Annotated in this window: 23 protein-coding genes and 1 tRNA gene; 20 read left to right on the forward strand and 4 right to left on the reverse strand. The window is 56.6% G+C overall.

The genetic code is table 11. The features are described from left to right. The first annotated feature begins 122 nt into the window (after positions 1-122). The 19 genes from fabD to EY643_RS09570 all read left to right on the forward strand — a co-directional run bounded on the left by fabD (position 123) and on the right by EY643_RS09570 (position 19,588). Positions 123-1,058, forward strand: coding sequence for an ACP S-malonyltransferase (fabD, locus tag EY643_RS09480; protein ID WP_152661979.1), 936 nt, complete (start codon positions 123-125; stop codon positions 1,056-1,058). Positions 1,059-1,090: 32 nt separating this feature from the next. Then, the gene (fabG, locus tag EY643_RS09485) at positions 1,091-1,840 is read left to right on the forward strand and encodes a 3-oxoacyl-ACP reductase FabG (RefSeq protein WP_420841647.1); all 750 of its coding nucleotides are present in this window, start codon (positions 1,091-1,093) and stop codon (positions 1,838-1,840) included. A gap of 141 nt (positions 1,841-1,981) precedes the next feature. Continuing rightward, the gene (gene acpP / locus EY643_RS09490; protein WP_066056577.1) at positions 1,982-2,218 is read left to right on the forward strand and encodes an acyl carrier protein; all 237 of its coding nucleotides are present in this window, start codon (positions 1,982-1,984) and stop codon (positions 2,216-2,218) included. 95 nt (positions 2,219-2,313) lie between these two features. Next, complete coding sequence (gene fabF, locus EY643_RS09495) at positions 2,314-3,555, forward strand: beta-ketoacyl-ACP synthase II (RefSeq protein ID WP_152661981.1); 1,242 nt, start codon at positions 2,314-2,316, stop codon at positions 3,553-3,555. An 11-nt stretch (positions 3,556-3,566) separates the two neighbouring features. Continuing rightward, a complete protein-coding gene (pabC, locus tag EY643_RS09500; RefSeq protein ID WP_170287345.1) occupies positions 3,567-4,403 on the forward strand; it encodes an aminodeoxychorismate lyase in 837 nt (278 codons plus the stop codon). Then, entirely contained in the window at positions 4,397-5,425 is a 1,029-nt protein-coding gene (gene mltG / locus EY643_RS09505; protein WP_205743194.1) for an endolytic transglycosylase MltG, read from the forward strand. The genes pabC and mltG overlap by 7 nt, the downstream gene beginning before the upstream one ends. A gap of 5 nt (positions 5,426-5,430) precedes the next feature. Continuing rightward, positions 5,431-6,078 (forward strand): dTMP kinase, encoded by a 648-nt coding sequence (gene tmk, locus EY643_RS09510; RefSeq protein WP_152661984.1) that lies wholly within the window; start codon positions 5,431-5,433, stop codon positions 6,076-6,078. Then, a complete protein-coding gene (locus tag EY643_RS09515; protein WP_170287346.1) occupies positions 6,075-7,067 on the forward strand; it encodes a DNA polymerase III subunit delta' in 993 nt (330 codons plus the stop codon). The genes tmk and EY643_RS09515 overlap by 4 nt, the downstream gene beginning before the upstream one ends. Positions 7,068-7,085: 18 nt before the next feature. Continuing rightward, on the forward strand, positions 7,086-7,436 hold the full coding sequence (locus tag EY643_RS09520; protein ID WP_152661986.1) for a PilZ domain-containing protein: 351 nt from the start codon (positions 7,086-7,088) through the stop codon (positions 7,434-7,436). A gap of 382 nt (positions 7,437-7,818) precedes the next feature. Beyond that, positions 7,819-9,093, forward strand: coding sequence for a cupin domain-containing protein (locus EY643_RS09525; RefSeq protein ID WP_152661987.1), 1,275 nt, complete (start codon positions 7,819-7,821; stop codon positions 9,091-9,093). Positions 9,094-9,269: 176 nt separating this feature from the next. Further along, positions 9,270-9,354: transfer RNA gene (locus EY643_RS09530), tRNA-Leu, on the forward strand. Positions 9,355-9,428: 74 nt separating this feature from the next. Next, a complete protein-coding gene (tig, locus tag EY643_RS09535) occupies positions 9,429-10,760 on the forward strand; it encodes a trigger factor (RefSeq protein ID WP_152661988.1) in 1,332 nt (443 codons plus the stop codon). A gap of 83 nt (positions 10,761-10,843) precedes the next feature. Then, positions 10,844-11,485: an ATP-dependent Clp endopeptidase proteolytic subunit ClpP gene (clpP, locus tag EY643_RS09540; RefSeq protein ID WP_152661989.1), complete on the forward strand. Its 642-nt coding sequence runs from the start codon at positions 10,844-10,846 to the stop codon at positions 11,483-11,485. Positions 11,486-11,598: 113 nt separating this feature from the next. Next, on the forward strand, positions 11,599-12,891 hold the full coding sequence (gene clpX / locus EY643_RS09545) for an ATP-dependent Clp protease ATP-binding subunit ClpX (protein ID WP_152661990.1): 1,293 nt from the start codon (positions 11,599-11,601) through the stop codon (positions 12,889-12,891). Positions 12,892-13,008: 117 nt separating this feature from the next. After that, positions 13,009-15,420, forward strand: coding sequence for an endopeptidase La (gene lon / locus EY643_RS09550; RefSeq protein WP_152661991.1), 2,412 nt, complete (start codon positions 13,009-13,011; stop codon positions 15,418-15,420). A gap of 179 nt (positions 15,421-15,599) precedes the next feature. Continuing rightward, on the forward strand, positions 15,600-15,875 hold the full coding sequence (locus EY643_RS09555; RefSeq protein ID WP_152661992.1) for an HU family DNA-binding protein: 276 nt from the start codon (positions 15,600-15,602) through the stop codon (positions 15,873-15,875). A 106-nt stretch (positions 15,876-15,981) separates the two neighbouring features. Beyond that, a complete protein-coding gene (locus tag EY643_RS09560) occupies positions 15,982-17,862 on the forward strand; it encodes a SurA N-terminal domain-containing protein (protein ID WP_152661993.1) in 1,881 nt (626 codons plus the stop codon). 8 nt (positions 17,863-17,870) lie between these two features. Continuing rightward, a complete protein-coding gene (locus EY643_RS09565; protein ID WP_152661994.1) occupies positions 17,871-19,055 on the forward strand; it encodes a phosphoglycerate dehydrogenase in 1,185 nt (394 codons plus the stop codon). 20 nt (positions 19,056-19,075) lie between these two features. Beyond that, a complete protein-coding gene (locus tag EY643_RS09570) occupies positions 19,076-19,588 on the forward strand; it encodes a DUF1285 domain-containing protein (protein WP_152661995.1) in 513 nt (170 codons plus the stop codon). A 15-nt stretch (positions 19,589-19,603) separates the two neighbouring features. Here EY643_RS09570 and EY643_RS09575 read toward each other — a convergent pair whose 3' ends face one another. Together EY643_RS09575 and pdxR are read right to left on the reverse strand one after the other, a co-directional pair. Next, positions 19,604-21,742, reverse strand: a complete 2,139-nt coding sequence (locus EY643_RS09575) for a carboxy terminal-processing peptidase (protein ID WP_152661996.1) — start codon at positions 21,740-21,742, stop codon at positions 19,604-19,606. Between the two features lie 126 nt (positions 21,743-21,868). Beyond that, positions 21,869-23,314, reverse strand: a complete 1,446-nt coding sequence (gene pdxR / locus EY643_RS09580) for a MocR-like pyridoxine biosynthesis transcription factor PdxR (protein WP_152661997.1) — start codon at positions 23,312-23,314, stop codon at positions 21,869-21,871. Positions 23,315-23,409: 95 nt separating this feature from the next. Here pdxR and EY643_RS09585 point away from each other — a divergent pair, with 95 nt between their 5' ends. After that, positions 23,410-24,003 (forward strand): pyridoxamine 5'-phosphate oxidase family protein, encoded by a 594-nt coding sequence (locus tag EY643_RS09585; RefSeq protein ID WP_152661998.1) that lies wholly within the window; start codon positions 23,410-23,412, stop codon positions 24,001-24,003. 79 nt (positions 24,004-24,082) lie between these two features. On the opposite strand, the gene EY643_RS09590 is transcribed toward EY643_RS09585, so the two are convergent. Both EY643_RS09590 and EY643_RS09595 read right to left on the reverse strand, forming a co-directional pair. Further along, entirely contained in the window at positions 24,083-24,787 is a 705-nt protein-coding gene (locus EY643_RS09590) for a hypothetical protein (protein ID WP_152661999.1), read from the reverse strand. A gap of 10 nt (positions 24,788-24,797) precedes the next feature. Beyond that, a complete protein-coding gene (locus EY643_RS09595; protein WP_152662000.1) occupies positions 24,798-25,637 on the reverse strand; it encodes a sulfotransferase domain-containing protein in 840 nt (279 codons plus the stop codon). Positions 25,638-25,716: the final 79 nt, after the last annotated feature.

Below are 25,716 nucleotides of genomic sequence, written 5' to 3' on the forward strand. Positions count from 1 at the left end.
GAAAGGCAGCGCTGTCAACATTCCTGCCCCCCTAGAATTTTTATGGCCCAGCGCACCCGGTTTTCGGTTGGCGTCCTGTGCCTGCACGCATAAACTCAAACCAGAAACTTCAGGAATTGTTCATGTCTGAATCCAATATCGCGTTTGTCTTTCCCGGTCAGGGCTCACAGAAAGTGGGCATGCTGGCAGCTGCCTACGAGCAGTATGAGGCGGTGCGCGACACCTTTGCAGAAGCAAGTGAAGCGCTCGCCTACGATATGTGGGATCTCATCCAGAATGGTGAGCAAGAGGCGCTGAACCTCACTGAGACTACTCAGCCTGTACTACTTACCTCGAGTGTTGCGCTGTGGCGTGCATGGCTTGAGCAAGGCGGCGCCAAGCCCGCGCGCATGGCCGGCCATAGCCTGGGTGAGTTTTCCGCCCTGGTGGCCAGCGGGTCGCTGGCCTTTGCCGATGCCGTGCGTCTGGTGCGCCAGCGCGGACAGTTTATGCAGACCGCTGTGCCTGTAGGCGAGGGCGCGATGGCAGCTATTATCGGTGTTGACGACGCGCGTATTAATGAGATCTGCGCCGCGGTCGACGGTGTGGTCGCAGCAGTGAATTTTAATTCCCCGGGACAAGTGGTCATTGCAGGACATACCGCTGCAGTTGACGAAGCCATCGTCAAATTGAAGGAAGCCGGCGCCAAACGCGCTTTGCCGCTACCCGTAAGCGCACCTTTCCATACAGAACTGATGAAGCCCGCTGGAGAACGTCTCGAAGCGGCACTCGCAGAGATTTCCATCGCTGTGCCGGAGGTACCTGTTGTTCACAATGTGCACGCGGATACAGAGGCAGATCCCGAGAAAATACGCGCTTTGTTAGTGGAGCAGATATACAGCCCTGTGCAATGGACTCGTTGCGTCCAGCAAATGACGGGCAGTGGCATTGAGCGCATTGTCGAGTGCGGACCGGGTAAGGTGCTCAGCGGGCTGAACCGTCGTATTGATAAATCCCTCGCCAGTTTTTCACTCGAGGAGCCAGAGTCTCTTGCCAGCACGCTGGCGGAACTTGGCTGAATAACTGACATTATCTGTTGAATACAAGGAATATGAGTATGACTGAAGAGAGCAGGGTTGCCCTTGTCACAGGCGCGAGCCGCGGTATTGGTCGCGCGATTGCAGAGCGCCTGGCGGCCGACGGTTTCATTGTTGTAGGTACCGCGACGACGGAAAGCGGCGCTGAACGTATCAGCCAGTACCTGCAGGAGGCGGGCAATGCCGGCTGCGGTATGGCCCTGAACGTTGCCGACGACGAGAGCGTTACAACCGTGGTAAAGACGATCGCAGAGCGCTATTCAGCGCCCACCGTACTGGTTAACAATGCCGGTATTACGCGAGACAACATCCTGATGAGGATGAAGGCGGACGAGTGGGGCGATGTGATCGATACCAATCTGAACGCGCTGTACCGTGTGAGCAAGGCCTGTTTGCGTGGTATGACCAAAGCTCGCTGGGGCCGCATCGTCAATATCACGTCTGTTGTCGGTTCGATGGGCAACATCGGCCAGAGTAACTACGCGGCGACCAAGGCTGGCGCAGAGGGCTTTTCACGGGCCCTGGCTCGCGAGCTGGGTTCGCGTTCAGTAACGGTGAACGCCATTGCGCCAGGTTTTATTGATACAGATATGACTCGCGAGCTGAACGACGATCAGCGCGAGCTGATGCTGGGCCAGATCCCTCTCGGACGCCTCGGAGAGCCCGGTGAGATCGCAGCACTGACAGGCTTCTTGTGCAGTGACGCAGCAGGCTATATTACGGGCGAAACAGTCCATATAAACGGTGGTATGTACATGGGTTAAGCCCATGTAAACATTAAATAAAGTACCTTCGCGGGTTGGGCGCAAAAAAAAGTTTATTACTCTTGGACAAAACAGAGTAAAATGCGCGCTCAAGCCACTATAAGGTTTGCACAGCACTAATCTCAGGAGTGACAAATAATCATGAGCAGCATTGAAGAACGCGTTAAGAAGATCGTTGCAGAACAACTTGGCGTGAAAGAAGAAGAAGTTCAGACCGAGGCATCCTTTGTGGAAGACCTGGGCGCTGACTCACTGGACACCGTAGAATTGGTGATGGCGCTGGAAGAGGAATTCGAAACAGAGATTCCCGACGAGGAAGCTGAGAAGATCACCACTGTTAAGCTGGCGATCGACTATATCAACGAAAACCTCGCCTGATATACACCACAATTCCCGAGAAGCCGTTTCTATGTGTATAGAGCGGCTTTTCTTCTTTATGCTTCCCCGAATTTAATTCCAGAGGAGACAGAACCTTGAACGGCAGACGAGTTGCGGTAACGGGGCTGGGTATGGTGAGTCCGGTTGGCCATACTGTCGCTGAGACCTGGGCGAATATTCTTGCTGGCAAAAGTGGCGCAGCGCCCATCGATACCTTCGATGTCGAAGCGTACAGCACCCGGTTCAGCGCCAGCGTGCGTGATTTTGATATCTCGGCATACCTTCCACCCAAAGATGCCCGCAAGATGGATACTTTTGTCCAGTACGGCATGGCGGCGGGTATTCAGGCCTTCGAAGACTCAGGTTTTGAGGTCACTGATGAGAATGCGCCGCGTGTCGGCTGCGCCATAGGCTCAGGTATTGGCGGTATTGGCCAGATCGAAAAAAACACTGAGATCGTGGCCAACTCTGGACCTCGTCGGATATCACCATTCTTTGTTCCCGGATCTATCATCAACATGATTTCCGGCAACCTCTCTGTGAAATACAACATGCAGGGTCCGAACCTCGCTGTGGTAACGGCCTGTACGACAGGTACCCACAACATTGGTCTCGGCGCGCGCATGATCGCCCAGGGCGATGCCGACGCAATGCTGGTGGGCGGTGCCGAGATGGCAACTACACCTGTCGGCCTCGGTGGTTTTGCCGCGGCACGCGCACTGTCTACTCGCAATGACGACCCAGCCGCGGCTTCCAGGCCCTGGGACAGGGACCGCGACGGTTTTGTGCTGGGTGACGGCGCAGGTGTGATCATGCTCGAAGAATACGAGTCAGCAAAAGCGCGCGGCGCTAATATCTACGCTGAGCTGACCGGCTTTGGCATGAGTGGCGATGCTTACCATATGACGCTGCCTCCCGAAGATGGGCGCGGCGCAGCAGCCTCGATGGCCAACGCTATCCGGGACGCGGGTGTGGCGGTTGAGAATATCAACTACGTGAACGCCCACGGCACCTCAACGCCGGCCGGTGATGTGGCTGAGAGTAAGGCCGTTGAAACCGTGCTTGGCAGTGCCGCCGATCAGGTCGCCGTGAGTTCCACCAAATCGATGATCGGTCACCTGTTGGGCGCGGCCGGTGCCGTGGAAGCGATCTTTTCGATTCTGGCGATTCGCGACCAGGTGTGTCCTCCGACGATCAATCTGGACAATCCTGACGAAGGTGCGAATCTCAACTACGTTCCGCACACACCACAAGAGCGTGAGATCCACAGCGTGCTCTCTAATTCCTTTGGCTTTGGCGGCACCAACGGCACCCTGCTGTTCAGCCGTCTGGACTGATTTCCCGCTCGGTGGCCACAGGTCCCTCGATCTGGATTGACGGCAGCCCGGCAGAGGCGTTACCTCTGCCTGACCGGGGGCTCGATTTTGGCGATGGCCTGTTCGAGACGATGCTGGTGCACCAGGGCAGCCCCCTGTTGCTGGACTACCACTGGCAGCGGCTGACTGTCGGCCTGCAAACTCTCGGTTTCCCCGATACTTTCGACCATGCCAGAGCATGCCTGGAGGCGGCTTGCCATTCGTTGGCCAGCCACCCCTGGGTGGCTTTGCGACTGACGGTCACTCGCGGCGGCGCTCCTCGCGGTTATGCCCCCCCGGCAGACGCGGAGCCACGGGTTGTCATAACAGCAGCGCCTCTCTCTCAGGACCGCCGCGAGCTGGCGGCTCCTGCGCGCATTGACTGGGCGGAGCTTCGCTGGTCCAGCCAGCCTGCGCTTGCCGGCCTGAAGCACCTCAATCGTCTCGAGCAGGTCATGGCCGCTCGCGAAGCGCAGCGCCAGGGACTGGACGAGGTTCTGGTGATGGATCAGTCGGGCAACCCCTGTTCAGTCAGTGCTGGCAATATCTTCCTCGCCAGTGAAGGGCGGCTGCACACACCGGCGCTTGAGTTGTGTGGGGTGGCGGGAACCCGGCGGCGTTTTGTGCTTGAGCAAGTGGCGCCTGCACTTGGTATTCCGGCAGAAGAGGGTGTGGTCACGCGCGAGCAGATCCTCGGCGCCGATGAGTTGTTTTACTGTAACAGCCTGCGCGGTTTACAGTCTGTAGCGGCGCTGGGTTCAACAGAGTGGCAGAGCTTTCCCCTCTGTGAAGCACTGCATCAGCAATACTGGAAATCGCTGAAGTGCTGAAGCGTCTGTTGATTGTATGCCTGTTATTCGCCGCGTGTGCGGCGCTAGTTGCCTGGCAGATAAAAACCTACTGGGAGCAGCCACTCGAGATTCCAAGCGCTGGCTACGCATTGGAAATTGCCCCCGGCCAGACTCTAAAATCGGTCGCCTCCCAACTCGAGCAGGACGGCGTTTACGCCCACCCCTGGCTAATTAGGCTTTACGGCCGATACAGCGGCCTCGACCAGAGCATCAAACGCGGGGAGTACCTGGTGCCCGCCGGTACAACGCCACTGAGCTTGCTGCTGCTACTGGAAAGCGGCAAGGTTGTCAGCTATCAGGTAACGCTCCCGGAAGGAATAACGCTTGGCAGGGCCCTTGAAATTTTGCAGGCGCAGGCGTCGCTGCTACACGAACTTGATGGCGTGCTGGATCATCGCATTGCGAAGCTGACTGCTGCATTTCCCGGCAGCGAGGGATTGTTCTTCCCGGACAGTTACCGCTATGAAAAAGGCGATTCAGACTGGGATGTCCTGCAGCGGGCATACCGCGCGATGCAGGATGTGCTCGCCAGCGAGTGGCAGGGGCGAGAAGAAAATCTCCCTTATCAATCTCCCTACGAGGCCCTCGTGATGGCGTCCATCGTAGAGCGCGAAACCGGGGTAGCGCACGAGCGCGGAGAAATCGCCGGTGTCTTCGTGCGGCGCCTGAACAAGAACATGCGCCTACAGACAGATCCTACAGTGATCTATGGCCTGGGCAGCGACTACAGCGGCAATCTGCGCAGAGTGCATTTGCGTGATGATAGTAACCCTTACAATACCTACCGCCACAAAGGGCTGCCGCCGACACCAATAGCCCTGCCAGGCCGCGAGGCTATTCATGCTGCACTGCACCCGCTAGCAGGCAAAACACTTTATTTTGTCGCGCGCGGCGACGGCAGCCACTATTTCAGTGAGACGCTTGCCGAGCATCAGCAGGCCGTGCGTAAATACCAGCTCAATCGCAGATCAGACTATAGATCCAGTCCGGGGAAACGCTGAACACCATGGAGCCCAGAGGTTTATTCATTACAGTTGAAGGCGGCGAAGGCGTCGGCAAAACCACCAATATGCAGTTCCTCGAAGATCATCTCCGGGAGGCGGGTGTGGACATGGTCGTCACCCGTGAGCCCGGTGGTACAACGCTTGGCGAAGATGTTCGCGAACTCCTGCTCAAGCCCCGCGAAGAGGCTATGGCTGCTGATGCGGAGTTGTTGTTAGTGTTTGCGGCAAGGGCACAACATCTGGCTCAGCTGGTTGAGCCCGCGCTGGCGCGCGGCCAGTGGGTGCTGTGCGACCGTTTTACAGATGCCACCTATGCCTATCAGGGGGGAGGCAGGCAGCTGCCCATGTCCACAATTCGCGAGCTGGAGCAGCTCGTTCAGGGCGATTTGCGTCCGGACTACACGTTGCTGCTGGATTGTCCGGTCGATGTAGGCATGTCCCGCGCGAGTGCCAGAGGCGAGCTGGATCGTTTTGAGCAGGAGCAGGCCGAGTTTTTCCAACGGGTGCGAGACACGTATCTGCAGCTCGCTCGCGAGAGCAGTGGCCGCTACCACGTGGTGGACGCTTCGCGATCGTTGGAGGATGTTGAGAGCCAACTCGAGACCGTTTGCACTGAATTATTGGCGTGCTGGGGAGTGCGTCACCCGTGATCGAACTTTCCGGTTTGCCCGCGATAAGCCCGCCGCTGCCCTGGCATAATGAAGCCTGGGCTCAGCTGCACCAGCAGCTGGCGGACGACAGGTTGCCGCATGCTCTGATGCTCGCCGGGCTGCCTCATACCGGCGCGGATCGGCTGGCCCTGGCACTCAGTCGTTTACTGTTGTGTCACGCGCCATCAGGCGGCCTGAACTGTGGCAAATGTCATGGCTGCGAACTGAGCGCCAGTGGTACCCACGGCGATTTTCTTTGGCTGCAGCCCGAAGAAGGAAGCCGGGTTATCAAGATTGATCAGGTGCGCAAGGCTGTCGACCTTGCTCAGCAGACGGCGAATTTTGGCGCGCGTAAAGTGATTGTACTGGAGCCGGCTGACGCGATGAATGTGTCAGCGGCCAACGCCTTGCTCAAGTCGCTGGAGGAGCCTTCGGTGGGCACGCATCTGGTGCTGGTCTGTCACCGCCCCCACGCGGTGCCCGCTACAATTCGCTCGCGCTGCCAGATGCTTAAGTTGGCTACCCCCACGACTGACGAATCGCTGTCGTGGCTGGACCAGCTCACAGGTGATCGAGAGGGCAGTGCGCAGATACTGGACGCCGCTGATGGTAAGCCCCTGCTGGCGGAGTCCATCTACAGGCAGCCTGCAGACAAGGACCAGCACGTAGCGCGCTTGACTTGCCGCAGCTTGTACCAGGGCAGTGTGGCCCCGGCTGAAGCGACCAAACTCCTTGCCGCAACGACAGCCAGCGAGATAATCGAGCATTTGTTAGGGGCGACCCAGGTTTTTATCCGCAATCAGGTCGGCAATGCCTTGCAGCAAACCGCTACCCGAGAGGCCTTTGCGCTGCTCGACGAGCTTGGCAGGATGCGTCTTGCTGTAGAGGGGGGCGCCAACCCGAATCCACAGCTGCTGGCGGAGGTGGTGGTGGGAAAAGTAGATGAAATATTGGGCCTTGCCCACGCCGATGGTACTATCGGGTCGTAACCAAGGGGCGCGTAACGCATGGACGGAAGACAAAATAGCCGCAACGGAATCCTGTCGCTGACAATCAAGGACAAGGCAGTCCTGTATTCAGCATATATGCCATTTTTAGAAAACGGTGGCTTGTTCGTCCCAACCAACAAGCCTTATTCCATAGGCGACGAAGTGTTCATGCTGCTTACCCTTATGGATGAGCCTGAAAAAATCCCCATTGCAGGCAAGGTAGTCTGGGTGACGCCGAGAGGTGCCCAGGGCAATCGCACGGCAGGTATCGGCGTACAGTTCAGTGAGCAGGACGCTACCGCTAACGCCAAGATCGAGAACCATCTGGCCGGGGCACTCGATTCCGAGCGCCCGACACACACGATGTAAAATCTTAGATATTTCGCATTAAGTTTGGCACTCAAGTTATTGATTATTAAGAATTAATAGCAAAAAAATGGGCTCCAAAACTGGAGCCCAACAAGACCATTAGGAGTGAAACATAAAGGAATTGCTTCCCTTCAAGAGCATTGGGTATGCTCCCGCGACCACCCGACTAAACTAGGGGATAGGCAGCCACGTACTTAGTATCGCTCAATTCTGGTAATTTTCCACAGGCTTGCAGGCGGTTTCTTAACATATTTTGTAATAAGCAAAGCTGCTTAAATTATATTCAGTAATAAGACTGGCGTGATAACTCATCGAGCAACCGCCTGGAAGTCAGTCAGCTAACGGGTTTGCGGGCCACTTCGCCACTCGCAACGGAGTTCAAATGAGCCAGCATCAGATTAAGCAGCAATATCTCGATTATCAGCGTGGCGACCCGGTCGAGGCGTATGTGGCGTGGCGACAGGGTGACTGTGAAGGCCGCTTGCTGGTCGTTGATTTTGAATTTGCGTCCTGGTGGCTCGCCAATGAGCCGGTTGTACCCCTCACTGCGCTGTACCTGTGCTCGGACGGCCAGGTTCACTGCGCTGTAGTCAGTGCTGATTTGGATGCCAGCGAGAAAGACGCCGCAAGCCAAATGGGGCGCTGGGCTCAGCAGTATAAGCTGCTTGTCGTCCGGCTGGGCGCCATCTTGCCGCTAATGCAGACCGCCATCCCCAAGCCATGGGGCCAGGAGATCTGGTTTACCGGTGTTGAAGAGCGGGGAGTGTGCGCTTTCGGCGACGATCACGCGAGCGCTCTTATTCCTCAGCTGCAAGCCGTTCTCCCGGGGGATGCGTATGGTGCGGCCGGCTTGCCACTGGTGCTGCTCAAGATTCTCGACCCATCGGCCGACGATGTCACTGGCGACCTCTATTTTGAAATGCATGAAGAGAAGCGAGAAGTTTACGTGGTGACTCATGTGGACCGCACAGCCTGGCCAGATGGTGTAGGCGCAATCCGCTATGGTTTCGCCGAGGACAAGATAAAGGCCGCGGGTAACGAGCAAGCCTTTCGAGAGGCCTATCTCGAAGCCGTTCAGGCGTATGAAGCGGTGCGCCGCCAGATTGACGAGGGTGATTCCTCTGCACGACTGCTATCGCAGGAGCGGGAATTGCGTCTGGAAATGGACAGCTTCACCCATATGCGGCCACTGGCAACGGGCGATGTGGTCGTAGTGCCACTGCGTATGCCGCACTCGCTACAGCATGGCGTGCGCACAATTGAGTTCCAGACGCCGGTCTACGAACGCAAGATCCTGTCCTTTGCTCAGCGCGTTCTCACTCAGGATCACTGGGATACTGCACAGGCCTTGCCGGATATGCGCCTGACGCCGCCATCGGAACAAACATTTGAGCAGTTGGATGCCGCTGCCGGTATCCGCTGTGAACGTATTGTAGATTTCGAGGACTTCGAGGTTCGCCGGCTAGTGGTAGAGGCGGGGAGTGAATTCCTGCTAGAGGCGGCGCAGAGCTACAGCCTGGTGATACTGGTCGAGGGTGAAATCCATATAGAAGGCTTATCATTTGGCCCCGAGCAGGCCTTTATCCTGCCCGCAGGTGCGCTTCTGGCAGGCGCTTTTGGGCCGCTTGTTGCATTGCAGGCGCTGCCTCGCTCCTGAGCAGTTGAACCGGCATCGGCTTTGTGGCAGAATCTGCGCCCTTGCGACACCTCCAATCGCCGCCCGCGTGGCATTTTTCTTTCCTAATAATCAAATAGTTAGGCGCAGAAAGTTGCAGCGGATTCTAGGTACTGCCTGCCAGTATCTTCTCTTAATTGCGGCCCGGAGGCGCATATGCGGAAGTGGTGGAATTGGTAGACACGCTAGATTTAGGTTCTAGTGCAGCAATGTGTGGGGGTTCAAGTCCCCCCTTCCGCACCAATTTTTGACAGGTGTCGCGCCGCCTTGAGTTGTGGAGCGAGCACTACAGACTTATCGATTTATGAGGAAATACCATGCAGGTTTCTATTGAGACGACTTCTGGCCTGGAGCGTCGCCTGACCGTGGGCGTACCCGCCGACCGCGTTGACGCGGAAGTGGTTACTCGCCTTAAGAAGGCAGCTAAAAACGTACGTTTGCCCGGCTTCCGTCCTGGCAAGGTGCCCATGAAAGTGATGCAGCAGCGCTTCGGTGAAGGCGTGCGCCAGGAAGTGCTGGGCGAAGTGATGAGTCAGTCTTTCCAGGAAGCCGTGGTGCAAGAGAAACTGCGCCCTGCAGGCCAGCCCAGCATCGAGGCCAAGTCACTCGACGCCGGCAAGGATCTCGAATACATCGCCACCTTCGAAGTGTTCCCCGATGTAGAAGTTGTTGAATTCGACGGATTTGACGTCGAGCGTCCCGTTGCTGAAGTCAAAGATGAAGACGTAGAGAACATCATCGAAGTTTTCCGTAAGCAACAGGGCAGTTGGGAAGATGTGGAGCGCGCCGCAGCGCTGGAAGACAAGGTCGTGATTGATTTTGTCGGCACCAAGGACGGCGAAGAATTTGAAGGTGGTAGCGCGGAAGGGTCTGAGCTTGAGCTCGGTTCCGGTCGCATGATCCCCGGTTTCGAAGACGGCGTCGTCGGCATGTCTGCCGGAGACGAGAAGACACTGGAGTTGACGTTCCCTGAGGACTACCACAGCGAAGAGCTGAAAGGCGCCGCGGTCGAATTCAAGGTCACCGTAAAAAGCGTACAAGAAATGACCCCCGCAGCACTGGACGAAGAGCTCTTCGCCAAGTACGGCGTGGAAGAGGGCGGTGAAGAGCAGTTCCGCAAGGAAGTCGGCGAGAACATGGCCCGCGAATTGAAGAACGCTGTCGAATCCAAGGTCAAGCAGCAGGTTATGGACGCTGTGATTGACGCCCACGATGCTCTGGAAATTCCCCAGTCGCTGATCGCTCAGGAAGTCGACGTCCTGCGCAATCAAATGCTCCAGCAGTTCGGCGGCGCTGGCGGCCAGGATTTGGACCTCAAGTCACTGTTGCCAGACGACATGTTCACCGAAAATGCAGAAAAACGCGTGAAGCTGGGCCTGCTGCTGTCAGAGCTGATCAACAAGTTCGAGCTGAAGGCTGACGGCGACAAAGTCCGCTCCACCATTGAGGAAATGGCCTCTACGTACCAGGAGCCGGAAGAGGTAATCAACTGGTATTACTCCAACCAGGAGCAGCTTGCGACCGTAGAATCCAAAGTTCTTGAAGACCAGGTGGTTGAAAAACTCCTCGAGAGTGCCAAGATAGTGGATAAGGAGTGCAGTTATCAGGACGCTATCGCACCTGCAAAGCAGGACGAAGAGGAAGCCTGATACCGTATCTCCCTCCCGGGCGGCAGTCCATCTGACGCTGCCGCCCGTATATATCACAGAAGAAATACTAGGGACGATACGATATGCCATTTCAGCCAGACGGGCGCAATTCTCAAGACATCAATAACCTGGGCCTGGTGCCTATGGTGGTGGAGCAAACCTCCCGCGGGGAACGCTCTTTCGATATTTACTCCCGCCTGCTCAAAGAGCGCGTTATCTTCGCTGTCGGCCCCGTCGAGGACCAGATGGCCAACCTGATCGTTGCCCAGCTCCTGTTTCTGGAGTCTGAAAATCCCGACAAAGACATCCATCTCTACATCAATTCCCCCGGTGGCAGCGTAACCGCTGGCCTGTCGATCTATGACACCATGCAGTTCATCAAGCCGGATGTGTCCACCATGTGTATTGGCCAGGCAGCCTCAATGGGCGCGTTTCTGCTCTGCGGTGGCGCCAAGGGCAAGCGCTACTGTCTGCCCAACGCACGCACAATGATCCATCAGCCATCAGGTGGCGCGCAGGGTCAGGCTACAGACATAGAAATCCAGGCCAAGGAAATCCTCATTATCCGCAAGAAGCTCAACGAGCTGATGGCTGGTCACACCGGTCAGTCACTTGAGGTGATTGAGCGCGATACCGAGCGGGATCGCTTCATGAACGCCGAGGAGAGCAGGGAATACGGTCTGATTGACGAGGTTGTGAACAGCCGTAGCGGGGCTTCGGAATAGGCTCACAGAACCTGCCTATTCAGCCTATCGGGGCTTGCAATAAACTCGAAAAAACATCATCTTAGAGTCTCCGGAAACGGAGATTTTCCATATATTGTGTATAGGGCGTCTTAATGAGCGACGAAACCACCAGTTCTAGCGACGACGGCGGAAAGCTGTTGTACTGCTCCTTCTGCGGCAAAAGCCAGCATGAAGTGCGCAAGCTGATCGCTGGACCCTCGGTCTTTATCTGCGACGAGTGCGTCGATCTCTGCAACGATATCATTCGTGAGGAAGTGCAAGAGAGCAGCAGTGATGGCCAGCAGGACCATCTTCCCGTCCCCCAGGAAATCAAAGGGATCCTGGACGAATACGTCATCGGCCAGCAGCGCGCCAAGAAGGTGCTGTCGGTTGCGGTGTACAACCACTACAAGCGTCTGCGCCACGGTCAGAGCCGCAACGAAGACGTCGAACTCGGCAAGAGCAATATCCTGCTGGTAGGACCTACCGGCTCAGGAAAGACGCTTCTGGCAGAAACACTCGCACGCTTGCTTGATGTTCCCTTCACCATTGCCGACGCAACCACCCTTACTGAGGCGGGTTACGTGGGTGAAGATGTCGAGAACATTATCCAGAAGCTGCTGCAGAAGTGCGATTACGATGTGGAGAAGGCCCAGGTGGGTATCGTCTACATCGATGAAATCGACAAGATTTCACGCAAGTCTGACAATCCTTCCATCACCAGGGATGTCTCCGGTGAAGGTGTACAGCAGGCGCTACTCAAGCTGATCGAGGGCACGGTTGCATCTGTCCCGCCTCAGGGCGGCCGCAAGCATCCGCAGCAGGAATTCCTGCAGGTCGACACCTCGAATATCCTGTTTATCTGTGGCGGTGCGTTTGCTGGCCTCGATAAGGTGATTCGCAATCGGTCCGAGAAGGGCGGCATCGGCTTTAACGCCGAGGTCAAGAGCAAGGACGAATCCAGTAACGTCGGTGAGTTGTTGTTCGAACTGGAGCCAGAGGATCTGGTGCAGTACGGGCTTATTCCTGAGTTTGTTGGCCGTTTGCCGGTCATTGCAACGCTCGAGGAACTCGATTCCGATGCGCTGGTCCAAATCCTGACCGAGCCAAAGAACTCGCTCACCAAGCAGTACAGCAAGCTGTTTGAAATGGAAGGTGTTGAAGTAGATTTCCGTGAAGACGGCCTGCGGGCTGTGGCCGAGAGAGCCATGGAACGCAAAACCGGTGCTCGTGGTCTGCGCTCGATACTCGAAGGCATTTTGCTGGACTCTATGTACAACATCCCTTCTCGGGATGATGTCAGCAAAGTGGTGATTGACGAATCAGTGATTCGCGGTGATTCCGAACCTCTGCTGGTCTACCAGAACAGCGAACCTGCAGCTCGCGCTGCATCTACAGAAGATTAAGCAAGCGGGTAGCCCGGCGCTGCCGGGCTGCACTTGCAAGCGGGTGCTTGTATTTCCGGAGCCTGCCCCAATATCCGGTAAACAATGCCTTGAACCCCGCCCAACCCGGAGATAGTTATGGGTTTACCCTCAGCAATTGAACTGCCCCTGTTGCCACTGCGTGATGTCGTTGTGTATCCACACATGGTATTGCCACTGTTTGTGGGCAGGGAAAAGTCTATCGAGGCGCTTGAAGACGCCATGGCCAACGACAAGCAAGTGCTTCTCGTGGCCCAGCGCAATGCCGCAGACGACAACCCCGGTGCCGACGACATCTACCAGGTGGGCACGGTTTCCAACATTCTGCAGCTGCTCAAATTGCCTGATGGCACGATCAAGGTACTGGTGGAAGGCGGTTTCCGCGCCTCAGTGGACAGTGTTGATGATGGTGAAAACTTTGCCGTTGCAGCTGTGCGCGAGGTTATCAGCGACGACATTCCCGACGCAGAAGTCGAGGGCTTGCTGCGCTCGACCAATACCCAGTTTGAAAAATATGTGAACCTGAGTAAAAAGGTTCCCGCAGAGGTCCTCACCTCGCTGACCGGGATCGATGAACCAGGGCGACTGGCCGATACCATTGCCGCCCATATGAGTGTCGACCTGGAAGAAAAGCAGCGCATCCTCGAAATTGCCGACATCAAGTCTCGCCTCGAGCACCTGATGGGCCTTATGGAAGCCGAGATCGACCTGTTCCAGGTTGAGAAGCGCATCCGCGGCCGGGTCAAAAAGCAGATGGAGAAGAGCCAGCGCGAGTACTACCTCAACGAGCAGATGAAGGCCATCCAGAAAGAACTGGGTGAAATGGATGAGGCGCCCAATGAGTTGGACGAACTGCAGGCCCGCATTGAAGAAGCCAAGATGCCTGCTGAAGCCAAGGAAAAAGCCGAAGCTGAGCTGGGCAAGCTTAAAATGATGTCGCCCATGTCGGCGGAGGCGTCAGTGGTTCGCAGCTATATCGACTGGATGGTCAGCGTACCCTGGACGAAGCGCAGTAAGGTTAAGCACGATCTTAAGCGCGCCACCAAGATTCTGGACGAAGACCACTTTGGCCTGGATGAGGTCAAGGACCGCATTGTTGAATACCTGGCCGTGCAAAAGCGCGTACGCAAGGTAAAAGGCCCTGTACTGTGTCTGGTCGGCCCTCCCGGTGTGGGTAAGACGTCGCTGGGTGAGTCTATTGCCCGCGCTACCAATCGCAAGTTTGTCCGCATGGCGCTCGGCGGCGTGCGCGATGAGGCTGAGATTCGCGGCCACCGCCGGACCTATATTGGCTCCATGCCCGGTAAATTACTGCAGAAAATGGCAAAGTCCGGGGTGAAAAACCCCCTGTTCCTGCTCGATGAGATCGACAAAATGGGCATGGACCATCGCGGTGACCCGGCTTCCGCCATGCTCGAAGTACTGGACCCTGAGCAAAATCATGCCTTTAACGACCATTATCTGGAAGTCGACTACGATCTGTCGGATGTGATGTTCGTTTGCACCTCCAATACCATGAACATCCCGGGCCCGCTGCTGGACCGGATGGAAGTAATTCGCATCCCCGGTTATACCGAAGATGAGAAGCTGAGTATTGCGGAGCGCTATCTCATACCCAAGCAACTCAAGCTTAACGGTCTCAAGGTTGACGAGATCAGTATTGAAGCCGCCGCTGTTACCGATGTGATTCGCTACTACACGCGGGAAGCGGGTGTGCGTTCACTGGAACGCGAAATTGCCAAGGTGTGCCGCAAGATGGTCAAGGCCATTACTCTCGAGGAAATCGAAGGCGGCAGTACGGTCAATAGCGACATGCTCGCTGACCTGCTGGGTGTGCGTAAGTATAACTACGGTATCGCCGAGGAGCAGAACAAGATAGGGCAGGTTACTGGTCTCGCCTGGACCTCTGTCGGAGGCGAACTGCTCACGATCGAAGCGGTTGCTGTGACCGGCAAAGGACGTCATGTAAAAACTGGCTCGCTGGGTGATGTCATGCAGGAATCCATTCAGGCTGCCAATACCGTGGTCCGGAGCAGGTCTCAGTTGCTGGGTATTCCAGCGGATTACCACGAAAAACACGACGTACACATTCACGTCCCCGAGGGCGCGACTCCCAAGGACGGCCCCAGTGCAGGCATAGCTATGTGTACAGCACTGGTATCGGTGCTGACCGATATTCCGGTGCGCGCCGACGTTGCGATGACCGGTGAAATTACGCTGCGTGGAGAAGTGCTACCTATCGGCGGACTGAAGGAGAAACTCCTTGCAGCGCGTCGCGGTGGCATCAAAACCGTGATCATTCCGAAAGAGAACGAGCGCGACCTCAAAGAAGTGCCCGATAACATCAAGGAGCACCTCAATATCAAGGCTGTGAAATGGATCGACGAGGTGCTTTCGATGGCGCTGGAGACCATGCCAGAGCCGCTGAGTGACGAAGACTATCTCGCCAGTACGGCCGCTGTGGCCAAAGAAGTGTCCGACGAGGAAAAAAATCGCATAAATACGCACTAGGAGGGGGCTTTTTCGTTGACCGCGATTCCCGCTCTGGTATAAAGTCGTGCGTCTGATCAGTGACCCCGAAACCTAAGCACAGCAAGGGTTTCGGGCCATGACAGCGAAACTAATTCGAATGCCCACCCCCGGGCAACAAGACTAAAATTTCACCTGACTAAAAATCCAAGGGGATAAGTGTGAACAAGACTGAACTAATTGATGCAATTGCCGCTGCTGCGGACCTTCCTAAAGCTTCTGCCGGCCGTGCGCTGGACGCTGTTGTTGACAGCATTACTGAAGCGCTGGCCAAAGGTGACCAGGTTTCCCTGGTTGGTTTCGGCACTTTCGCAGTCAAGCACCGCGCAGCACGCACCGGTCGTAACCCGCAGACTGGCGCTACTATCGAGATCAAAGCTTCCAACGTCCCCAGCTTCAAAGCTGGCAAGGCGCTCAAGGATGCCGTTAACCAGTAAGTCCTGTTAGGCAACCCCGAGTTTACTGTTAAACAACGGGTTACTGACGAGACAAAAAGGCGCACTCAACGGTGCGCTTTTTTTTTAGTTCCGCGAGAGAGAAATCATGCTTCAAGACATCCGAGCCAATGCCCAGGGCACAGTCTCCAAAATCATTGTCGGCGTTATCGTGGCCGCTTTTGCGCTGTTTGGCGTAGAGTCGATCCTATTGAGCGGCGGCAGCGGCGGTGTAGCCGAAGTCAACGGTGAAGAGATCAGCCCCCAGGAATTGCAACAGGCGATGACCAACCAGAAACGCCGCCTGATTGCCATGATGGGCGATAACCTGGATCCTAGCTTACTGGATGACCAATTGATCCAGGGGCAGGTAATGGAAGGGCTTGTCCAACGCAAGCTGATGGTACAGGGCGCGAAGGGTATGGGACTTACTATCTCCGATCGCCAGCTTGGCGCCATTATCGGCGAAATGGAGCAGTTCCAGGTGGGAGGTCAGTTCTCGCCGGAGCTCTATCGCGGCACGCTGTCTGACGCTGGTTACACGCCGGCGTCATTCAAGGCAACGCTGGGCGACGATCTGATCGTCGGTCAGGCTCGCTCGGGTCTGGCGGGTAGTGAGTTTTCCACTCCTGCCGAGCTGTCTCTCAGCGCACGACTGGTAGGCGAGCAGCGCGATATTCGCTTCCTGACCATACCGATCGAGGGCTTCGCAGCGCAGACCGAGGTCAGCGAGGAGGACATTGCGGCCTACTACGAGGCCAACGCGAGCTCTTTCCTATCCGAAGAGACTGTGGATATCGATTATATAGCGTTGCGTGCTGAAGACTTCCGCGAGCCGGTTGACGAAAGCATGTTACAGAACGCCTACCAGGAAGAGCTGCAAGCCAGCCAATACCAGACCGAGAGCGCGGTATCCCATATTTTGTTCGAACTCCGCGATGAGGAGAGCGCTGACGAGTGGGCGGCTCGCGTGGCGGAAGCTCAGGCAAAACTGGATGCGGGTGCAGATTTCGCAGAACTCGCATCAACGGCTTCTGACGATATCGGTTCGAAAGGCTTTGGCGGCGAACTTGGTTATACCGCGGGCGAAGTATTTCCCGCCGAGATGGAACAGGCAATCGCCGCCCTGGAAGTAGGGCAGGTTTCCCAACCTGTACAGACCGAGGCCGGGATTCACCTGATTAAGGTGACTGATCGTCGCGAGGGCACGCCACCGACTTTCGAGGAGTTGCGAGCTGACCTGGAAGAACGCGAAGGCATGGCGCAGGCGCGCGTTGAACTGATGAGCACCGTAGAGGCCCTCAAGGACCTGGCATTCAACGCCGAAGATCTCTCTGGGCCGGCGAGCGAGATGTCGCTGGAGTTAAGCCAGGAGAAGGGTGTCTCGCGCTCTCAGCAAGAGGGACTGTTCAGCAATGCCATGCTGATTTCCGCGGCGTTTTCTGACGACGTTCTGAGCGCCGGATACAACAGCGAAGTGATCGAGCTGAGCCCGGATCTCTGGGTTGTACTGCGCGTCAATACTTACAACGAAGCGGCTGTATTGCCCCTGGAAGCGGTCAGGGACAGTATTGTAGCCTCCTTAACTGATCAACGTTCGCGTGAAGCCGTAGGGGAAGCAGCACAAGGCGTTGTCGCCAGTCTGCGCGCAGGGGCGAGCGTTGAAGCGCTGGCGAACGAACAGGGGTATGAATGGCAGGTTGAGCTGGGCGCTGATCGCCGCAACCTGGTCGTCCCTGGCGAAGTATTACAGAGCGCATTTGCGCTGGCCGCACCGGCAGAAGGCGAGAGCAGCGTCGACTACGTTATCAGTGCGACAGGTGATGCGCTGGTATTTGAACTCGACCGGGTGACGTCTGGCGACCTGCAGGCGATGGCCGAGGGTGAACAGGCCGCACTGCGCCAGCAAATGTCTGGTGAGGCCGGTCAATTGCTCGATTCAGAGATCCAACAACGCCAGCGTGACAGCGCTGAAATCAGTGTCATCTAAGGGATACCATGGCCAAGCAAATTCTCACACTCAACCAGATTTCCGTGAAAGGCCTAGAGCGTCTCTCGCGGGAGGATTACGAAGTCGCTAGTGAGTTCGCTCATCCCGATGCCATTCTGTTGCGCTCACACAAGCTGAAATCCGATGATATTCCCGATTCTGTCCTGGCTATAGGCCGCGCTGGGGCTGGTACCAATAATGTGCCAGTAGCCGATTGCAGTAAGCGCGGCATTCCCGTGTTCAATGCGCCAGGTGCGAATGCCAATGCAGTGAAAGAACTTGTAGCTGTTGGCCTGCTGCTGGGGTCCAGGGGCATCGTCGAGGGCATCGACTATGTAGCCACGCTCGCGGAGATGTCCGACAAGGCTGAAATGAACAAGGTTCTGGAAGCCCAGAAGAAGCAGTTCAAGGGCAGCGAGCTGGTGGGTAAGACCCTGGGCGTTGTGGGGCTGGGAGCCATCGGCTCGATGGTCGCAGAGATGGCGCTCACGCTCGGTATGGATGTGGTGGGTTATGACCCTGCGCTGTCAGTGGAAGCCGCCTGGCGCCTGTCCAGCCAGGTCCAGCGTGCTGACACGCTGTCTGCACTGTTCGCCAAGAGTGACTACATCACCCTGCATCTCCCCGTGTTCGATTCGACACGCGGCCTGGTCAATGCCGAGTTGCTCGCCGCGGTGCGTGATGGTGCCTGCCTGTTGAATTTCGCTCGCCAGGAAATTGTCGACGAAGAAGCTCTGCTCGACGCGCTGGAAAACGGCAAATTGCGCAAGTACATCGCAGATTTTCCATCCCCGGGTTTTATCGGGCGAGACGACGTTATCCTTATGCCGCACATCGGTGCGAGCACTGAAGAGGCAGAGGACAATTGCGCGATTATGGCTGCCGATCAGCTACGGGACTTCCTCGAGAATGGCAATATTCGCAACTCTGTGAATTTCCCCAACCTGACCCTGGAACGGGTGTCTGGATGTCGCTTGTCTGTCACCAATGAGAACGTTCCCAAGATTCTTGGCAGTGTACTTTCCATCCTGGCTGACGAAAATATCAACGTAATAGATATGCTCAACAAGAGCCGAGACGATATCGCCTACAATTTGATTGATATCGCGTGTCATGCATCCGACGAAGTACTCGATAAGATGCGCGAGCTCGAAGGCGTGATCAACGTTCGCCTGATCGGCGACTGCGACTAGGCCTGCGCCGGGCTGCTGCCGTGTCCAAGCCCCTGGACCATCTGGAACAGCAGCTCGGTTCCAAGAGAGATTTCACTTCACCACCGCTTGAGCGGTGGCATCCTCCGCTTTCCGGAGACATAGATATCTACATTCGCGCCGACGGCAGCTGGATTCATGAAGGAGACCCGATAACCCGTGACTCCCTTGTGCGTATGTTCGCCAGTATTCTGCGGCGGGAGGACGACGGTGATTACTACCTGGTGACACCCGTCGAGAAATGGCGCTTGCGTGTTGAGCTACACCCCTTGATCGTTACTGACGTGGCGCTGCGAGGTGGGGAATTGAGTTTGACCCTGAATACGGGGCGGGAGCTTAGCGCCGGGAAGGCGCATCCACTGTTTCTGGAGGCCCGCAAAGACAATGTCGCAGCGGTTGAGTTGTGGCACGGCCTGTCAGCACTGTTTTCTCGAAATGCGTGGTATCGGCTCGTGGAGCTCGCTGACGAGGATGGAGTGATACACACCGATGAGTACCACTTCAGCCTTGTCTAAGGTTAACCGGTAGGTTTATTCCTCCGGCGCGGGCGAGTGCGCGGCGTAGCGCTGTTGTTTCAAGACAAGCGCGTCAACGAGGACATTGCCGGCCTCGGTGAGCAGAACGTCGCTGTCATCTTCGTCTTCTTCCTCAGTAGCCGCCTCACTATCAGCATCGGCGACTTCGTCAGTCGAAGCTTCTTCTCCGTCTGAGGCTTCCTCGTCAGTTTCCTCGTCATCCAGAGAGGTCAAAGGCTCTTCACCCAGGGCCACTCGGCGCCTGTTCTCAATTGCCAGAGCCTTCTTTTCCTGTGATTCACGCAGGGCGATGCGAGCTTCCTCGTTGAGAGGAATCTCCTTCAAGTCGCGGGTGCCGGCGGCGAGGGCGATCTGGTCTTCGAGGTAAACGAAATCCGGATTAGTGACAGAGCGCTCCTCGAACAGTTCAGTAATGCGTGGCAGTACAGAATTGAGATCATCGTAGCGGCGATGGCGCACGCCATTGATCTGGTCCCAGTTGAGGGCGTGGTCCAGCGAGCTCTCGCCGATCTGCTCTGGATCGTATACCGAGGGGAAAGTGACATCAGGTACTACGCCGCGGTGTTGGGTAGAATCGCCCGAGATACGGTAGAACTTGCTCTCTGTGATCTTCAGCTGCCCTTCGGTGAGTGGCGTGAGGGTCTGCACGGTACCCTTACCAAAGGAGCGATCGCCGACAATGATGCCTCGCTCATAATCCTGGATCGCACCGGCAAAAATCTCCGATGCCGACGCACTCAAGCGGTTGATGAGGACCACGAGAGGGCCCTCGTAAAAGTCACTGCGTAAACGTTTGCCATCGCGCCACACCCTGCGTGAGGAGTGACGAATTTGTACGGTAGGGCCATACTCGATGAACAGTCCGGTGAGTTCATTGGCTTCCTGAAGTGAACCCCCGCCATTGTTGCGCAGGTCTACCACCAGGCCATCGATACCTTCTTCCTGGAGTTCCTCAAGCAATTTCTTAACGTCACGAGTGGTGCTCTTGTAGTCCTTGTCGCCGCGGCGCATCGCTTCAAAATCTATATAGAAGGCCGGAATGTCGATGACACCAACTCTAAGCGTCTGCTCACCATTGGGGATTTCCAGTATTTCCTTTTGCGCGGACTGCTCCTCCAGCTTCACCTTGTTGCGCACGATAGTGATCAGTTTGCGCTCGTCAGTGGATTTGGACTTGGCGGGTATGACTTCAAGGCGCACGGTGCTGTCTTTCGGGCCACGGATCAGCTCGACGACTTCGTCCAGGCGCCAGCCGATAACATCTTCAACCTCACCTTCTTCGCCCTGGCCAACCCCTACAATGCGATCGGAGGCCTGCAAGTCGCCCTGCTTGTCGGCGGGGCCTTTGGGCACCAGGCGAGAGACTTTGGTGTACTCGTCTTCCAGTTGCAGAACCGCGCCAATACCTTCAAGCGAGAGGCTCATATTGATATTGAAGTTCTCGGAGCGGCGCGGCGAGAAATAGTTTGTGTGAGGATCGTACAGCTCGGTAAGCGCGTTAGCGTAGATCTGGAACACGTCCTGGCTGTTGTACTGTTGCACGCGTTTGAGCTGGTTGCGGTAGCGACGAGACAGGGTCTCGGGAATTTCTTCTGCAGGCTTATCTGCCAGCTTGAGACCCAGCACCTGATTCTTCAGGTGTTTGCGCCAGCGATCATCCAGTTCTTCCTGGGTGTCGGCCCAGGGGCGATCGTCGGTGTTCAGCAGGTAGGTTTCATCGACGGTGAAGTCCATGGCCTCTGTCGTCGCAGGCAGCGTCTCGAGCACACTTTCCAGGCGTGTCTCAAGGCGCTCGTGGAAGCGGTTGAAAATCGCGTAGCCGGCACTGAGGTTGCCCTCGGGTAGTTGGTCGTCCATGACATCGCGGTACTGCTCGAATTCAGCAATGTCAGCAGCAGTGAAGAACATCTTGCTGCCGTCGAGGCTGTTGACGTAAGCGTCGAGGTGCTGAGACGAGAGTTCATCGTTGTACACCAACTTGGCGTAGTGGCGATCCTCTAACTGTTCTACCAGCTCGACGATGGTTTCACGTTGGGCGTCGCTGTATTCGATCAGGGCATGTGAGGGTAATGCCAGGGTTCCGAATGCCAGGGCAAAAAGGGATTTGCGACTCAGGGCCGCGATTGTGCGCATAGTGCTCAAAATGTAGGTACCAACTTGTGTACTGACTAGAGTTATTGAGGCCAAGTGTACCCGCACTACGGGCGGGTGCCTACCTCGACAAAAGCATTAACTATGATAGACCCGGGGTGGAAAAGTTCAGCGCCTTTGCTGGTCTTTTATCAGGCTTCTTAGGCATTCAATCCCCGCTGCACGCTGGGCCGCGTCTGAGTTGGCGAAACCGAGGGCAATGCCGCGGGGCTTTTCGCCCCCGATATAGTACGAACTGAGGGGCGTACCCCCGAAGCCTGCCGCGACGAACTCGCGGGTCAGTTCCACATCGTCGACCCCGGGGATGCGAAGTACAAGGTGCATTCCGGCACTCTCGGCCACCGGCTGTGCAAGGCCTGCGAGTCGCGACTCGATCAGGGCCGATAAATGTAACCATTTTTCCCGGTAGAGCACCCGCATCTGGCGTAAATGGCGCTGGAAATGCCCCTCTTCGATGAATTGAGCGACGGTGGCCTGCTGCAGAAGCGGCGATTCTCCATCCATATGCTGTTTGGCGTTCAGGAAGGGTGCGACCAGTGGCGTAGGCAATACGAGATAGCCTATGCGCAGCGCAGGAAACAGCGTTTTACTGAAACTGCCCATATAGAGTACCGGCGATTGGCTCGACATACCCTGAAGGGCCGCGATCGGATGGCCGTGAAAATGGAACTCGGAATCGTAGTCATCCTCGATCAGCCAGGTGCCGGTGCGTGCGGCCCAGTCCAGTAAGCGCAGCCGTTCAGGCGCACTCATTATGCCTCCCAGAGGATAGTGGTGACTGGGCGTGACGTACATCAGCTTCGCGTTGGTCTGTGCTGGAAGCGCACTGGAGGTCAGCCCCCCGGCGTCCACGTTTACCGCAGTCAGTTTTGCATCCAGTGCCTGCAGGGCGCGCCGCGCACCGCTGTAGCCCGGGTTTTCTACCAGCACTTCTTCGCCCCGATCCAGCAGAACCTGGGCGCAGAGAGAGATCGCCTGCTGGGCTCCCTGGGTAATGATGATCTGGCTCGCGCTGCAACGTACCTGCCGGGATACACGCAAATACCCCGCCAGTGCTTCCCGCAGCGGCTCAAACCCCTGGTAGCCGTCATAGCCGAGTAGTCGTCGCCGGTTTTGTTGCTGCCGTTGAAGACGGTTCCACGCCCGCAGCGGAAATGCCTTCAGGTCTGGAACACCGAGAGTGAAAGGTAGCTGCTTATCGCCTCCGGCCTGTGCCTCTCTGGCGAGGCTCAAGCCATAAGCAGACAGCTCGGGCAGTTCACAGGATTTGTCCCAGTGCACAGCGTCGGGATGTGCGCGATCGAAACCTGCACCCACGTAAATTCCACTGCCAGGCCTGCTGCTCAAGTAGCCCTCGGCGCACAATTGGCCCAGGGCGGCGGTAACGGTGTTGCGGCTGATACCCAACTCGCTGGCGATCTTACGTGATGCCGGCAGGCGCAGGCCTTCGCGCCAGATTCCCTCGCTGACGCGACCGCTGATATAGCGATACAACTGCCTCTGCAGGGCTTCTTCGCTGTTGAGTGCGATACCCTTGAGTTCCGCTATCTGCATATTGGCTCCATAAAAATATAATAATTGGCGCTTATCGTAGGTCCAATATTCTATAGCATAGCCATGTATTCCAAAAAAACTATGGGGGCAGGTTAGTGCAGTCAGAACTCGCACATCACGACAGGGCGCAGGTAAAGCGCTCCAGGGAGCGCGCAACGTACCATCGCGAAGCTGTCTACAGGCTGGTTGATGACCTCAAATTGGGGCATATCGGCTTTAGCTGGAAGGGGCAGTTACACGTCATTCCCATGACAGTGTGGCGCGTCGACGATCATCTCTACTTCCACACGATGAACAAGAGCCGTATGCAGAAGCTGCTGGAAGCTGGTGCAGAGGTCTGTATTTCGTTCGCAGAGTGCACTGAATGGGTGTTGGCCAAGTCGGCCTACCACCACAGCGCTAACTACCGCTCAGCGGTCGTCTACTGTACCGGCGAGCGAGTGACTGAGCCGGATGAATTTGACCGGGCCTTTGAGGTCTGTATCGAGCAGTTGGAGGCTGGCCGCTGGCAGCAGGTGCGGCCGCCGAATGCGCAGGAGCGCAAAGCCACCGCACTGATGAAACTAACGATCGTCGAAGGGGCAGGGAAGTCCCGTTCTGGTGGTCCCAATGAAGAGCCAGAGGATCTCGATCTACCGGTTTGGCATGGGACAGTGCCGGTCTGTCCGTTTCATTCACAGGAGGAATAACGCGACAACAGCGGCTAAATTGGCGCGAGATGTATCGACGCCGTAATCGGCACTCCCCGGATAATGCGGTTGTTATGAGCTACTGCCTGAGTTCAATCCACACCGAGCGCGAGTGGGCAACCACAGTGCCGTCTCCGCGAGCTACCGCGGTGCCGGCAAAATATTTTCTGCCTTCCTGCCCCAGAGGCCAGGCGTAGACCACAAGTTCCTCGCTTCCGGAGACTGGCTCGATAATCTCACCATCGAGCTGCCCGAGAACTGCATGGCGCAACTCGCCGCCCATAGCGGCAAAGTAGCCCGGGCAATCCAGAGCGCTCCAGAGTATTTCCTCGCGAACATTGCCGTCGCTATCCAGAAGATCGCTGCGCAGCCGCCAGGGGCAGGCTATAAGATGCCAGTCATCGACTGGCCCAGGAAACAGGTCCAGCCCATCATGTGCCGGGCGATGCGGGCCACAAACAAAGCAGGTGCCGAACACATGTTCGTGATAACAGGGGAAACCCTCGCTCGCGGATGTCGCCTGCTCGAGCGTCGGCGCGGGCGGGAAATCGCGGTCAATCGCGCAGGGCGTGCCGCTGCCTATGGGAGTTTCGCCGTCGAGGAGGACAACCTTGCCTGCTTCCTCCACACCTATGTGCAAAGGCTTGTCCAGCGGCGGCGGCTGCATCAGTCGCACCCGCGCAGGGCCGGAGATATGCGCGGCAATCACGCCACAGCTGTATCCGCCATTGCCTGACGTTGGAGGGCCATTGAAGCGCGAGCTGATCGTGGTTTCTATAGACATTGGCATTACCTCAACGATTGGCGGGAGGGATGTAGTCGAACCTGGACATAATCTCGCGGTGATCATCGACGAGACGCTGAACTTGCGTGGGCTCGAGGGTCTCAGACCATTGATTCTTGCGCCCAGCGCGAAAGAAACGACTTGAATTCGGGCTGCGCTCCACGAAGCCAGATTGCTCTTCGAAGTTTTTCAGTTTACTGAAGCTGCTGTGCTCGATGGCTCGATCCAGACGCTTTGGATCGTCAGGGAGGCCCAGGAATTGGGTCAACTTTGCAAAGTGCGTGTGGGGCTCATCGAGCAGGTCTTCGTAGCGTAGAACACAGGTGGCGCCACTCTGGTCACGGGTCCAGCTCTCAACATGCGTTGACCAGGACGCAAGTACGCTGGCGACATTGTTGTCGTCGGTAGGCGTCCCCGTGTTATCCGACCCCATAAACTCGATCGCCTGGTCGGTGTCCAGACCAAAGTGATCGGCTAGCGAAAGGACGACATCCAGTGGGTTGCGCACCACACTGATCGCTCCACTGGTAATGCTCATGTCGTGTAGCGGGACATCCTCGTAGGCGCCAAGGAAGTTGTGGGTCTTGACCATGATAGTGCCGCGCCGGCTTGCGGCTATATTTTGCTGCACCTTTGCGCGAAGCTGGCAGATCGTCTTTCGGTCAAGCTGTTGCAGGTCGTTATCTACAAGAGGCTTGTACCAGCTCGCGTTGGACTCGTTGGCGAAAAAATCACCGAGATTGTTGATGTCGGAGGGCGTTTCACTGTCGGCTATATAGTTGTGCAAAAAAGCGCGCACCCAGGTGTTCCCCGACTTGGGGTAGGAGGCCATCCACACAATGTTGCCCATTTTTGCTCTCGTATTTCTGCGCGTTCACAATGAAGATTGAGTATAACACCGTGTGAGCGGCAGCAAGTCCTGGAGTCCA

The sequence above is a fragment of the Halioglobus maricola genome (assembly GCF_009388985.1).
Lineage (GTDB): Bacteria > Pseudomonadota > Gammaproteobacteria > Pseudomonadales > Halieaceae > Halioglobus > Halioglobus maricola.

Bases quoted from the DNA above. Each gene is read 5' to 3' on its own strand.
- clpP (WP_152661989.1), top strand. From the start codon at position 10,844: ATGCCATTTCAGCCAGACGGGCGCAATTCTCAAGACATCAATAACCTG.
- EY643_RS09595 (WP_152662000.1), bottom strand. From the start codon at position 25,637: ATGGGCAACATTGTGTGGATGGCCTCCTACCCCAAGTCGGGGAACACC.
- fabG (WP_420841647.1), top strand. From the start codon at position 1,091: ATGAGTATGACTGAAGAGAGCAGGGTTGCCCTTGTCACAGGCGCGAGC.
- EY643_RS09525 (WP_152661987.1), top strand. From the start codon at position 7,819: ATGAGCCAGCATCAGATTAAGCAGCAATATCTCGATTATCAGCGTGGC.
- tig (WP_152661988.1), top strand. From the start codon at position 9,429: ATGCAGGTTTCTATTGAGACGACTTCTGGCCTGGAGCGTCGCCTGACC.
- clpX (WP_152661990.1), top strand. From the start codon at position 11,599: ATGAGCGACGAAACCACCAGTTCTAGCGACGACGGCGGAAAGCTGTTG.
- EY643_RS09575 (WP_152661996.1), bottom strand. From the start codon at position 21,742: ATGCGCACAATCGCGGCCCTGAGTCGCAAATCCCTTTTTGCCCTGGCA.
- lon (WP_152661991.1), top strand. From the start codon at position 13,009: ATGGGTTTACCCTCAGCAATTGAACTGCCCCTGTTGCCACTGCGTGAT.
- fabD (WP_152661979.1), top strand. From the start codon at position 123: ATGTCTGAATCCAATATCGCGTTTGTCTTTCCCGGTCAGGGCTCACAG.
- EY643_RS09565 (WP_152661994.1), top strand. From the start codon at position 17,871: ATGGCCAAGCAAATTCTCACACTCAACCAGATTTCCGTGAAAGGCCTA.
- EY643_RS09560 (WP_152661993.1), top strand. From the start codon at position 15,982: ATGCTTCAAGACATCCGAGCCAATGCCCAGGGCACAGTCTCCAAAATC.
- acpP (WP_066056577.1), top strand. From the start codon at position 1,982: ATGAGCAGCATTGAAGAACGCGTTAAGAAGATCGTTGCAGAACAACTT.
- tmk (WP_152661984.1), top strand. From the start codon at position 5,431: ATGGAGCCCAGAGGTTTATTCATTACAGTTGAAGGCGGCGAAGGCGTC.
- EY643_RS09590 (WP_152661999.1), bottom strand. From the start codon at position 24,787: ATGTCTATAGAAACCACGATCAGCTCGCGCTTCAATGGCCCTCCAACG.
- pdxR (WP_152661997.1), bottom strand. From the start codon at position 23,314: ATGCAGATAGCGGAACTCAAGGGTATCGCACTCAACAGCGAAGAAGCC.
- EY643_RS09520 (WP_152661986.1), top strand. From the start codon at position 7,086: ATGGACGGAAGACAAAATAGCCGCAACGGAATCCTGTCGCTGACAATC.